At 41.1% G+C, this 12,702-nt stretch carries 11 protein-coding genes; 7 read left to right on the forward strand and 4 right to left on the reverse strand.

The genetic code is table 11. The annotated features are described in order from the left end of the window. Positions 1 to 181 precede the first annotated feature (181 nt). The 3 genes from IE056_RS11880 to ctlX all read left to right on the forward strand — a co-directional run bounded on the left by IE056_RS11880 (position 182) and on the right by ctlX (position 3,398). Positions 182 to 1,462 (forward strand): citrate synthase, encoded by a 1,281-nt coding sequence (locus IE056_RS11880; RefSeq protein WP_189604932.1) that lies wholly within the window; start codon positions 182 to 184, stop codon positions 1,460 to 1,462. Positions 1,463 to 1,539: 77 nt separating this feature from the next. After that, on the forward strand, positions 1,540 to 2,451 hold the full coding sequence (locus tag IE056_RS11885) for a dimethylarginine dimethylaminohydrolase family protein (RefSeq protein WP_189604933.1): 912 nt from the start codon (positions 1,540 to 1,542) through the stop codon (positions 2,449 to 2,451). Positions 2,452 to 2,462: 11 nt separating this feature from the next. After that, a complete protein-coding gene (gene ctlX / locus IE056_RS11890) occupies positions 2,463 to 3,398 on the forward strand; it encodes a citrulline utilization hydrolase CtlX (protein WP_189604934.1) in 936 nt (311 codons plus the stop codon). Between the two features lie 52 nt (positions 3,399 to 3,450). Here the strand turns inward: ctlX and IE056_RS11895 are convergent, their stop codons facing one another. The 4 genes from IE056_RS11895 to IE056_RS11910 all read right to left on the reverse strand — a co-directional run bounded on the left by IE056_RS11895 (position 3,451) and on the right by IE056_RS11910 (position 7,680). Continuing rightward, entirely contained in the window at positions 3,451 to 4,056 is a 606-nt protein-coding gene (locus tag IE056_RS11895; protein ID WP_189604935.1) for a chromophore lyase CpcT/CpeT, read from the reverse strand. A gap of 173 nt (positions 4,057 to 4,229) precedes the next feature. Further along, the gene (locus tag IE056_RS11900; protein WP_189604936.1) at positions 4,230 to 4,661 is read right to left on the reverse strand and encodes a hypothetical protein; all 432 of its coding nucleotides are present in this window, start codon (positions 4,659 to 4,661) and stop codon (positions 4,230 to 4,232) included. A gap of 32 nt (positions 4,662 to 4,693) precedes the next feature. Then, positions 4,694 to 6,220, reverse strand: coding sequence for a BCCT family transporter (locus IE056_RS11905; protein WP_229793742.1), 1,527 nt, complete (start codon positions 6,218 to 6,220; stop codon positions 4,694 to 4,696). 35 nt (positions 6,221 to 6,255) lie between these two features. Continuing rightward, positions 6,256 to 7,680, reverse strand: a complete 1,425-nt coding sequence (locus IE056_RS11910; protein WP_189604937.1) for an SDR family oxidoreductase — start codon at positions 7,678 to 7,680, stop codon at positions 6,256 to 6,258. 61 nt (positions 7,681 to 7,741) lie between these two features. Here IE056_RS11910 and IE056_RS11915 point away from each other — a divergent pair, with 61 nt between their 5' ends. From IE056_RS11915 to IE056_RS11930, 4 genes are all read left to right on the forward strand, one after another. Further along, entirely contained in the window at positions 7,742 to 7,948 is a 207-nt protein-coding gene (locus tag IE056_RS11915; RefSeq protein ID WP_229793743.1) for a hypothetical protein, read from the forward strand. Between the two features lie 112 nt (positions 7,949 to 8,060). Beyond that, positions 8,061 to 9,830 carry an arginine--tRNA ligase gene (argS, locus tag IE056_RS11920; RefSeq protein WP_189604938.1) on the forward strand — a complete coding sequence of 590 codons (1,770 nt, stop codon included), beginning with the start codon at positions 8,061 to 8,063 and terminating at the stop codon, positions 9,828 to 9,830. 209 nt (positions 9,831 to 10,039) lie between these two features. Then, positions 10,040 to 11,368 (forward strand): signal recognition particle protein, encoded by a 1,329-nt coding sequence (gene ffh, locus IE056_RS11925; protein ID WP_189604939.1) that lies wholly within the window; start codon positions 10,040 to 10,042, stop codon positions 11,366 to 11,368. A gap of 435 nt (positions 11,369 to 11,803) precedes the next feature. After that, complete coding sequence (locus IE056_RS11930) at positions 11,804 to 12,688, forward strand: bifunctional 5,10-methylenetetrahydrofolate dehydrogenase/5,10-methenyltetrahydrofolate cyclohydrolase (protein WP_189604940.1); 885 nt, start codon at positions 11,804 to 11,806, stop codon at positions 12,686 to 12,688. The last annotated feature ends 14 nt before the right edge of the window (positions 12,689 to 12,702 follow it).

Here is a 12,702-nt window from a genome sequence, read left to right on the forward strand (position 1 = left end):
GTAATATCTTAAACGGAATCCCCTATTGAAAATGTTCTTTAGGGGATTTTTTATTTTAAATGGTATTTTATTGTGAAAATGTCTTGATTCAACCAAAGGAATCCTTCTGTTAACGGGAAATTAAGGGAGAATTTCGTAAATTAGCAATCCGATAAAATATTCACGAAAAGTTATATAAAATATGTCAAAAGTAGCTACTATAGAGATAGATGGGAAAAAATATGAATTTCCCGTTGTTGTTGGAACCGAAAATGAACTGGCCATTGATATTAAGCAATTAAGAGGTCAAACGGGTGCTATTACCCTGGACCCAGGGTATAAAAATACCGGAGCATGTGAAAGTGCGATCACCTTCCTTGATGGAGAAAAAGGTATTCTAAGGTACAGAGGATACTCCATAGAAGAACTGGCAGAAAAAGCCGATTTCCTTGAAGTATGTTACCTGCTTATCTTTGGGGAGCTTCCAAATAAATCTCAGCTGCAAAAATTCAATACAGATATTCTTGACCAAAGCATTGTAAATGAAGATATGAAAACCGTGCTCAATGGTTTTCCTGAATCTGCGCATCCAATGGGTGTTCTGTCATCTTTAACAAGTGCTTTGACTGCCTTCAACCCAAAATCTGTTAATGTAGAGTCTGAAGAGGATATGTACCGTGCTATTGTTAAGATCCTTGCTAAATTCCCTGTGCTTGCGGCATGGACACTTCGTCAAAAGAAAAGCCAGGCGCTCTACAATAAAGATATGAATATTGGCTATGTGGAGAGTCTTCTTAAAATGATGTTCCAGGAAGGAAAAACGTATAAGCTGAACAAAAAAGTTGTAAATGCACTGGATAAATTATTGATCCTGCATGCAGACCATGAACAAAACTGTTCTACCTCCACGGTAAGAATTGTAGGTTCTTCTCACGCCGGACTTTTTGCTTCTATCTCTGCAGGGGTTTCTGCTCTGTGGGGGCCACTTCACGGAGGTGCAAACCAGGCAGTGATCGAGATGCTGGAGGAAATTAAAGCCGATGGTGGTGATACTTCAAAATTTATTGCAAAAGCAAAAGATAAAGATGATCCTTTCAGATTAATGGGCTTTGGACACAGGGTTTATAAAAACTTTGATCCACGTGCTAAGATCATCAAGAAAGCAGCCGATGAAGTTCTTGAACAGCTAGGTGTTGAAGATCCAATTCTTGAAATTGCAAAAGGACTTGAAAAAGCCGCTCTTGAAGATGAATACTTCATTGAAAGAAAACTTTATCCAAACGTAGATTTTTATTCCGGTATTATTTATCGTGCAATGGGAATCCCTACTGAAATGTTTACTGTAATGTTTGCAGTGGGACGTTTACCGGGATGGATCGCACAATGGAGGGAAATGCGCCTGCGCAAAGAACCAATTGGACGTCCAAGACAGGTTTACATTGGTGAAAACCATAGAAAATTCAAGGAAATCGAGAATAGATAAATAATTCTTTTTAACCTCATTAAAAGCTTCATACATCCTATGAAGCTTTTTTTATATTTGCAAAAATTTAGACTGCTATGAAGCTTAATGTGAAAAATGAAACTTCCCGGCTTAGGGCTGTGGTTCTTGGTACTGCAGAAAGTACAGGAGGGATCCCAGATCTTTCGGAAGCTTACGATCCTAAATCCAGGGAACATATAATTGCCGGGACCTATCCCAAAGAGGAGGACATGATTACCGAAATTGAGGCAGTTGGCAAGGTTTTGGAGAAGTATGGGGTGAAGGTTTTTCGGCCTAAGGTGCTTGAAGATTATAACCAGATTTTTACTCGTGACATAGCCTTTGTGATTGAAGATAAGTTTATAAAAGCCAATATTCTGCCAGACAGGGAGAAAGAGATAGAAGCCATACGACATGTAATAGACCAGATCCCGGCAGAAAATGTCATCACTCTTCCCGAAGAAGCACATGCCGAAGGAGGGGATGTTATGGTGCATAACGATCATATCTTCATTGGGACTTACTACGGCGAGGATTATCCAGAATATGTTACGGCCCGCACGAATTTAAAAGCAGTAGAAGCAATTACAGCTTTATTTCCACACAAAACCGTAAAGACTTTTGATCTTCGGAAATCTAATACAGAGCCACGCGACAATGCCCTGCATCTGGATTGTTGTTTTCAGCCGGTAGGTAAAGACAAAGCCATTATTTATAAAGGCGGATTTCTGGACGAAAAAGAGTATCAATGGCTGGTAGATCACTTCGGAAAACAAAACATTTTTGAGATAGAGCGGGAAGAAATGTATAACATGTATTCTAATGTTTTTTCTATTTCTGAAGAAGTGGTCATATCTGAAAAGAAGTTTGTAAGGCTGAATAACTGGTTAAGAGAAAACGGTATTACGGTAGAGGAAGTTCCTTACGCCGAAATTGCCAAACAGGAAGGTTTGTTGAGGTGCTCAACGCTGCCTTTAATAAGAGATTGAAAAAGAAATACATGAAACAAATTACAGATACAATATTAATGGTGCGCCCCGTGGCTTTCAGAATGAATGAGCAAACCGCGGTCAACAACTTTTTTCAGGAAGGCTTACAGCTGGAAAATGAGCAGATCAACCTGAAGGCTCAGGAAGAATTTGATGCCTTTGTAGAAAAGTTGAGGGCTGTTGGTGTGTATGTGATTGTCGTGGATGATGATAAAAGCCTGGACACACCAGATTCCATTTTTCCAAATAACTGGGTTTCTTTCCACGAAGATGCCACAGCGGCTATTTACCCTATTTTCGCCGAAAACCGAAGAAGGGAACGTCGGGCTGAGATCTTTGAGAAGATAGAAGAGGAGGGCTTTCATATTGAAAATGTGATTGATTATACAGATGCCGAAGAGGAAGAAGTTTTTCTGGAATCAACAGGAAGTCTGTTGCTGGACCGGGTAAATGAAAAAGCTTATTGTGCCTTGTCTGCCCGTGCAGATGAAGAGCTGCTTATTGAGTTCTGTGAAGATTTTCATTTTATTCCGGTAATTTTTACCGCTTACCAGGATGTGGATGGAAAAAGGTTACCTGTATATCATACCAACGTGATGATGTGCTTGGCAGAGAATTTTGCGGTTATTTGTCTTGCCAGTATTGATGATCCCAAAGAACGAAAAAATGTATTGAAACATTTAAAACAAGACGGGAAAGAAATTATCGAAATTACCGAAACCCAGCTACATCATTATGCAGGGAACATGCTGCAGGTGCAGGGAGGAAATGGAAAAAAATATCTTGTGATGAGTGAAGATGCCCGCCAGAGTTTAACTTCGGCGCAAATAGCTTCCATTGAAAAACATTGCGAAATATTGAGCAGTGATCTCGAAACCATTGAAACCTGTGGCGGAGGTAGTGCCAGATGTATGATGGCAGAGGTTTTTCTTCCAAAGAAGAAATAGTTTCAAATTTTCGAAAATAATCAAAAGCCCTCTTCAAAAAAGCGGGCTTTTTCTATGGTATTTTTTTCAGGTGATAGCCTTCTTCAAGCTTTCCCCAAACCTGCTGTTCTTCCACATTGTATCCACGGCCCCAGCTAATTAATTTATCTTCAGAAATTATAAGTTGCACGGTAGAATAGTGGGAGCTGGTGGATAGGGATATACATTCCTTTCCCCTGGTCTCTCCCAGAAATTTATCATCTTTTTTCCGGAAATAGATGGTACAGCCCGGCATAGGAATCAGATCTTCCGGTGAGAGAGAATCAAAAATTTCCGAAGCTTTCCAGCCACCGTGGTATTCCTTTGGGTTGTCAATTTCGAAAGACTCCATGATCAATCCTTCTTCTTCATCCCTATCAATTCGGTAGATCTTCTGCGTGTAAGGATTTTCGACCGAGTTACTCAGTGCCTGCTCTGCATAAACCCAATAGTCCTCACTCTCCTCCCATATTGGAACAATGTTAATCGTGATATCATAGTAAGTGCTGTCCTGTTGCGACTGCTCTTTAGAATTAAAGGTTCCCTGGAAATAACCATGCAGTTCTTCCTCCTCAGATTCCTGATGAGAGGTGCAGGCAGAAATGGATAAAAGTAACAGTAGTGGGTATAAATAGTTCACTAAAATGTCAAAAACGTTTTACATTTTGCTGAGTAGGGATGCTAAAATAGATAAATAAAAATGTATTTGTAGGAAAACACTTCAAATTTAACACCTTTCGGGGATTAGTTAAAAGCATGTCTACTGCTTAAAACCCGTGAGGTAGAGGGAATAGCAGTAAATTGATTCTGATGTTATAGATCATCTACACGCGTAGGCGCATTATCGGATTTGTTTTTAATGATCTTTTTGACAAACTGATGGATCTCAGGGTCGTTTGATCCTGCCCAGATCTTAATAAAATGTTGATCCTTGTAAAAAGAATATTCTTCGGCTTTCCCTTTGTACACCTTGAGCTTATAATTGGCAATTACCAGCGCATAGGTTTCCTGCATACTTCTAAAACTAATAATAATCCCATTGGGGCGCATTTCAATATTGCAGGTATTCTCTTTTCCGTTGGCAGTGAGCAGGTTGTAGATATCCAGACTGGCAGCAGTGATGTTTATGTTCTGGTGACTAATTCCCTTCCATTCCTGGCGTTGCGCTAAGGTAAAGGTCTTGCCAACTTCAGCGTCTATTACAGGTTTTTTTGAAGAGTAGTCGTGGGAAATATTCAGGAGCATTTTTGCTTTTTTATAAAGATAAGAAAATGCAGTTAAAATTGTTTTCCTGCGGCCTGTTTTTGAGTTTTTATGAGATCTCTCAGAAGCAGAAGCATCATGACCGCGGTCAGAAATGCAAATGGAAGGGAGCTGATGATGAGCAGCTTTTGCATGGCGGTGAGTACATCGCTTTCCGGTTTTATATTGCCCAATACAATAATAGCTTCTGAAAATATAAGGATTACCAGTGCCCATACAAGCCTGAATTTCTTCTGAGGGTTTCCTCTTCCTTTGTCACTGAACATACTTAGTACATAAATAGCTGAATCTACAGATGTAACAAGAAATCCTATTAGGAGAAGTACAATGATGAAGTTGCTTGCTCCTGAAAAGGGCAGAGTTTCAAAAAACATGAAAATGGAGGTGAAGACATTATCAAATTCACCATGGTAACTTCCCCATTGATCTATAAGATCAAAAGAAGTCGATCCAAAAACACTGAACCAGAAAAAGCTTCCCAGCGAAGGGATCAATAAAAGTCCCAGGACCATTTCTCTTATAGTTCGTCCTCTGGAAATGCGTGCAATGAAAATTCCCGTAAAAGGAGCCCAGGCCAGCCAGAAAGCCCAGTAGTAGTAGGTCCAGTCTGTGAGAAAAATTTTACCCGGATCGTAATTTCCCAGCGCCAGACTCATTGGAATGAAATCTCTCAGGTAATAAAACAGGGACTGAAGGAATTCTTTAAAAACTGCAGATATATCTGCTTGAGTAAAAACGAACATCAGGATGATGATTGTGACCATTATATTCCAGTCAGATATTTTTTTGATGCCTTTCTCGACACCGGCCCATGCAGAAAGGAAGGCAAGAAGGCAGATTAGGAGTACAAGAAAAAGAGTTAGTTCAGTATTTCCCGGGTGGGTGGAGGTAAGGTGACTTATTCCTCCTTCAATTTGGGTTGTGCCGAGGCCAATTGCGGCCACAAGACCAAAAACCGTGGTAAGAATGGTAAGGAGGTTTATTGCCTGTGGCAGGAATTTAATTTTTCTGAATTGGGGTAAACTGGTGCCTAAGGTGATGGTATTCTTTTTGACAAACAGGGAGTACGCGATCAAAAGGGCAAAAATTCCATAAAAACCCCATGCCGTGAATCCCCAGTGATAAAAGGTGTATTCCAGTGCAATAATTTCCGGGGGATTTCCTGTTTCCAGGGGAGGATTTATAAACATAAATACCGGCTCCTGAACTGCCCTAAGCAGGATTCCCGCTCCCATTCCTGCACTGTAAAGCATGGCGATCCAGGATAGTCGGTTAAATTGCGGCGGGGAATTCCCCAGGCGAATTCTTCCGAACCTGGAGAAGGCGATAAAGAGTAAGAAAAGAACACAGCTAAATCCCAGCCATAAATAGAAGCCGCCAAAAAATTCGCGTACCCAGATGGATCCGTTGTCAATAAGTTCGTAAAAAAAATCTGTAGCAATAAAGATGAAGAGGGAAAATATCACCAGAACAGCAGCGGCAATTAAGAAAATGAAATTCCGGAGTATAAAACCATATAAATTTTTCAATGTCTTGTTCAAAATTTAATCATCTGCCGCTTTTCACATCATGTTCCTTATCCCTTAGCTATTTTATTGATCATACCTTCAAAAATGAAATAATGGAAAGGGTACATGGAGTACCAGTATAACCTGCCTGCGATTCCTTTAGGCCTAAAGGTAGCTGTTTGGTGTAAGGTGTTCTTCTCGTCAATTCTAAATTCCAGCCATGCTTCCCCCGGTACTCTCATTTCAGCAAAGAGCAAAAGCCGTTTTTCTTCTTTGTCGGCAAGAAGCACTCTCCAGAAATCGAGGGAATCCCCGGCATTTATTTCTGTTGCATTAGTTCTTCCGCGACGCAATCCCACGCCCCCAAATATTTTATCTACATAACCTCTGAATTTCCATAGCCAGTTCCCGTAATACCAGCCTTTCATTCCGCCGATGGCCCAGATCCGGTTTAGAGCTTCTTGAGGATTTTCCAGCGCTGCAGTCTGTTTATCTGTTAAGCAGCCGTAGGTAGGCACCTGAATGTATTTGTTGATGTCCTTTTTGAAGCGGCCACTGCTAAGGGAATCTTTCCAGCTGGAAACTACCTGATTTTGTTCTATCTTTTCAAAGGCAAGTTTTATAGCTTTTTTATAGGGGATGGGCTCAATTCCAAGGATGCTTTGTAATCTTGTGTCATTAGTAGTGACCTCAATTTTCATGCTGTCTACGAGATTAAGCGCAAGCTTATAAGACGTTGAGGTTACGAAGTACAGCCAATAAGAAGAAAGTCTAGGGGACATAACGGGTACACCGAGAATGACAATTTTGAGTCCGCGAACTTCTGCATATTGCTCCATCATTTGCTGGTAGGTTAACACATCCGGACCTCCTACATCGAAAGAAAGATTATAACATTCCTCTTTCCCGATGACTCCCGTGAGAAATTGAAGAATATCCCTGATGGATATTGGCTGGCACTTAGTTTTTACCCATTGAGGCGTGATCATAACTGGAAGTTTTTCGCAGAGATCTCTAATGATCTCAAAGGAAGAGCTGCCAGATCCTACAATGATTGCTGCTCGTATGACGGTAAGATTAAAATCTCCTTCATATAAAATATTTTCCACTTTCTTCCTGGATTCCAGGTGTTTTGAAAGCTCGTTCTGGTTAATGATCCCGCTAAGAAAAATTACCTGCTTTACTCGGGTACCCTGCATGATCTTATTGAAATTCTCTGCAGCAGCAGCTTCCTGGCTGTCAAAATCATTGGTCGATGCAGACATGGAATGAATGAGATAATAAGCAACATCAATGGACTTAATAAGATCGGGTGTCTTACTGTCTTTTAAAAAATCCAGTTCTACAATCTCCACTTGTTTCAGAAGCATTTTGTCCAGGGATAACCTGTTTCTGTTTCTTACAGCGCACACAACCTCGTGCCCCTGTTCCAGAAGTTCTGGAAGCAATCTCATCCCAATGTAGCCATTGGCGCCTGTAAGCAATATTCTCATTCAGAATTTTTCTTTAAAGTATAAATTAATTGTAACTTTCCGGCAGTCTTATGATTCTTTTATGTTGAATAATACCCTTAAAATTGCGCTGATTATCTTTGGTGCTGCATTTAGCATTTACGGCATCTACACGATTTTTACCCCGGAATTTTACCTGGAAGCAGGCCCTCTGGAGGTAAAAGCACAAGGAGACCACACCCAGGCCTACGCTATGGTAATATTTGGGGTACTGCTTATTCTCGCAGGCCTGGCTTTTAAAAGAAGATAATCCCTTATTTTTTTCAAGTAGTACGCGATTTGGTTTTATTCCAGATAGCCAAAAGCCTTATTTCTATTATCTTTGCAGGCATTAGAATTTTTAATTTAAAATCCAGGAATAAATGTCCATCCTAAGCATACTTTCAGCAGGCGTAAAAGAAGCTGTGAAAAATAAATACGATGTTGAAATTGACCAGATAGAGTTTCAGCCTACCCGCAAAGATTTTGAGGGTGACATTACATTAGTGACTTTTCCTATGCTGCGCCAGGTGAAAACCAATCCGGTGCAACTGGGAGAGACCATTGGTGCTTACCTGGTGGAGAAAAACCGTGCGGTTAGCAAGTTCAATGTGGTGCAGGGATTTCTGAACATTGTTCTGGATGATCGTTACTACCTCGATTTCTTCGGAAATGCAAAAAATGATCCAGATTATGGAAAAATTGCTCCGGAAGAAAAAGCGGTCATGGTGGAATATTCTTCACCCAATACCAATAAGCCGTTGCATTTGGGACATATCAGGAACAACCTTTTAGGGTATTCGGTGGCCGAAATCCTGAAGGCTTCTGGGAAAAAGGTTTATAAAACCCAGATCATCAATGACCGTGGAATTCACATTTGCAAATCCATGCTGGCGTGGAAACGCTATGGAAATGGAGAGACTCCGCAATCGACGGGCTTAAAAGGCGATAAGCTGGTTGGAAATTATTACGTGAAATTCGATCAGGTTTATAAGCAGGAAATCGCTGATCTCATAGCACAGGGGAAAACTGAAGAAGAAGCAAAAACCCAGGCTCCAGTTTTACTGGAGGCTCAGGATATGTTAAGAAAATGGGAAGCCGGCGATGAAGAGGTAGTGAAGCTGTGGTCTACGATGAACCGATGGGTGTACGACGGATTCGAAAAAACTTATGAAAAACTCGGAGTTGATTTTGATAAAAATTACTACGAAAGTGAAACATATCTTTTAGGAAAAAATGTTGTTGCTGAAGGTCTTGAAAAAGGGGTTTTCTTCAGGAAAGAAGACGGCAGTGTATGGATTGACCTGACAGATGAAGGTCTGGACGAAAAAATTGTCCTGAGAAGCGATGGTACGGCCGTTTATATGACGCAGGACATTGGAACTGCGATTCAGCGGGTTCAGGATTTTGCGATCAACGGGATGGTGTACACTGTAGGGAATGAACAGGATTACCACTTTAAAGTACTCTTTTTGATCCTGAAGAAACTGGGATATGTATGGGCAGATAACCTTTACCACCTCAGTTACGGAATGGTAGACCTTCCCAGCGGAAAAATGAAAAGTCGTGAAGGAACGGTAGTGGATGCCGATGATCTTATCGAGGAGATGACCGGTACGGCGCGAAAAATTTCTGAAGAACTTGGAAAGCTGGACGGTTATTCTAAGGAAGAAAAAGAAGAATTATACCGAATCATAGGGCTTGGAGCTTTGAAATATTACATCCTGAAAGTGGATCCAAGAAAACGAATCCTGTTCAATCCTGAAGAATCGGTGGATTTCCAGGGAAATACAGGTCCATTTATTCAGTATACCTATGCAAGGATCCAATCAATTCTGCGCAAGGCAGAATTTGATTATGAAGAGCAAATTTCTGAGTATACACTGAATGACAAAGAAAAAGAGCTGATCAAGCAGCTGGAGTTGTATCCTGAAGTAGTTTCCACAGCAGCCGATGCTCATAGCCCGGCGGTGATTGCCAATTATACGTATGATCTGGTAAAGGAATTTAATTCATTTTATCAGAATGTGACCATATTGGGAACCGAAGATGAAACCGAAAAAAAATTCAGGGTGCAACTGGCGAAAATGGTGGGAGAAGTAATAAAATCTTCTTTTGCTTTGCTTGGAATCCAGGTGCCGGAGAGGATGTAATTCGAAGGATGAAGATAGAAGCATAAAGTTCGAATTCAGATTGATACCTAAAGGTATCATTAACATTAAAAATTCGTGCATTTGTCGCTTTTTCCAGTCCCTGATTTTTCGGAAGCATAGATGAAATAAAAATTTTCACTTCGGCTTCAAATCATTAAATTTGCAACTGCCGGGTTGAACGGCAGGATTTTAATAAACAACAGAAGAGTATGTTTGATAGTTTAAGCGATAAGTTAGATAGTGCCTTACACGTACTTAAGGGTCACGGACAAATTACGGAAATCAACGTAGCCGAGACTTTAAAAGAGGTGAGAAGGGCATTGGTAGATGCAGATGTTAACTACAAGATTGCCAAGGAATTTACCAATGTGGTGAAGGAAAAGGCTTTGGGGCAGGATGTTTTAAACGCTCTGAAACCGGGCCAGTTAATGGTGAAACTGGTAAAGGACGAGTTGACAGAGCTAATGGGTGGCGATGCTGAAGGGATCAACCTTTCCGGAAATCCTTCTGTAATTTTAATGTCCGGGCTACAGGGAAGTGGTAAAACCACATTCTCCGGAAAACTCGCAAATTATCTTAAAACAAAAAAGACCAAAAAACCATTATTGGTAGCCTGTGACGTGTATCGTCCGGCAGCGATCAATCAGCTTCACGTGGTTGGAGATCAGGTTGGGGTTGAGGTTTTCAGCGATGAAGGAAACCAGGATCCGGTGGCTATTGCCAGGGCCGCTATTGCCCACGCAAAGGAAAACGGACACAATGTTGTTATTATAGATACCGCAGGTCGTTTAGCTATAGATGAGGCGATGATGACAGAGATTGCCAATATCCGTCAGGCTATCGAGCCTCAGGAAACACTTTTTGTAGTGGATTCCATGACTGGTCAGGATGCGGTGAATACCGCAAAAGCCTTTAACGAGCGCCTGAATTTTGACGGGGTGATCCTTACTAAATTGGATGGTGATACTCGTGGTGGAGCTGCAATTTCCATTAAATCTGTAGTCAATAAACCGATCAAGTTTATTGGTACCGGTGAGAAAATGGATGCCATTGATGTTTTCTATCCTTCCCGTATGGCAGACAGGATCCTCGGGATGGGGGATGTTGTTTCCCTTGTGGAAAGAGCCCAGGAGCAGTATGATGAAGAAGAGGCAAGAAAACTCCAGAAGAAAATCGCCAAAAATGAATTCGGATTTGATGATTTCCTGAATCAGTTACAGCAAATAAAGAAAATGGGGTCCATGAAGGACCTTATGGGCATGATCCCGGGAGCCGGAAAAATGCTGAAAGATGTGGATATTGATGATGATGCTTTTAAGCACATCGAAGCCATTATTCACTCCATGACCCCGGAAGAAAGATCAAAACCCTCACTTATTAACGCCAGCAGGAAGAAAAGGATCGGAAAGGGATCTGGTACTTCCGTTCAGCAGGTAAATCAGTTGCTGAAGCAGTTCAGCCAGATGAGCAAGATGATGAAAATGATGCAGGGAGGCGGCGGCCGCAAGATGATGCAGATGATGAAGGGAATGCAATAAAGTTTTCAGTGGTTCAGTTTTCAGTCTTGAGTAAAAAATATGGATTTTAAAACTTTACTTGCTTACCAGAAAGCTTTTGATTTGGCAGTGAAGGTATTTCAGATCTCAAACTTTTCCTGCTGAAGAAAAATTTGCTTTGACTTCTCAAATCATTAGATCATCCAGGGGAATTTTTTGCAGGTGCTGAGGCTTACAGAAAAGGAAATATGAAAAAACACTTTTAAAGTAAGATGACGGATGCAGAGAGAAAATTTTGAAACTCAACTATGGCTGGATTTTGCCCTGGCGTGTAATTAAATTTCAGAAAAAGAACAACTAAATTTACAGCATCAAAGTGAAGAAGCAGGAAAGCTTCTCAACTATATGATCAATAATCCGGGTAAGTTTGGAGTTTAGAAGGACTGCCAGCTGCCAACTAATAAACTGCTCACTGAAATGACAATCCTCGACGGTAAAAAACTAAGTAACGAGATTAAGGATGAAATAGCCTTAGAAGTAAAAAAAATGAAAAGCCGTGGGGAGAAAGTTCCCCATTTAGCGGCAATAATTGTAGGAAGTGACGGCGCCAGCCTTACGTATGTTTCCAGTAAAGTGAAGGCCTGTGAAAGAGTAGGCTTCGAATCTTCTTTGTACCGAATGTCTTCCACTACCAGTGAGCTTGAACTCCTGAAAAAAATTGACGAACTGAACAACAATGACGACATCGACGGATTCATTGTTCAGTTGCCACTGCCTCCGCAAATCGATACTCAAAAGGTGCTTTTAGCGGTAGATCCCAACAAAGATGTAGACGGATTTCACCCTACCAACTTTGGAAAAATGTCACTGGATATGACATCTTTTATTCCGGCCACACCATTTGGAATTTTGGAATTGCTGGAGCGTTATAATATCCCGACAAAAGGAAAGCATACCGTGGTGATTGGAAGAAGCTATATCGTAGGGCGGCCAATGAGCATCCTGATGGGACGCCAGGGGTTCCCAGGAAATTCTACGGTTACATTAACCCACGAGTTTACCAAAAATATTACTCAGATCACCTCCCAGGCAGACATTATAATTATAGCCGTCGGAATTCCGAATTTCCTGAAAGCCGAAATGGTGAAGGATGATGCCGTGATCATTGATGTTGGTATCACAAGAGTTCCGGATGAATCTGAGGAAAGAGGATATTATATTTCCGGAGATGTGGATTTTGAGAATGTGAGCAAGAAGGTGTCTTATATTACACCGGTTCCCGGTGGAGTAGGGCCCATGACTATTGCAATGCTTCTTAAGAATACCCTTCTGGCAAGGGAAAACCACCGAGGCAACAGGTAAATTAACCATATACA

It is taken from the genome of Salinimicrobium marinum, from assembly GCF_014651535.1.
Lineage (GTDB): Bacteria > Bacteroidota > Bacteroidia > Flavobacteriales > Flavobacteriaceae > Salinimicrobium > Salinimicrobium marinum.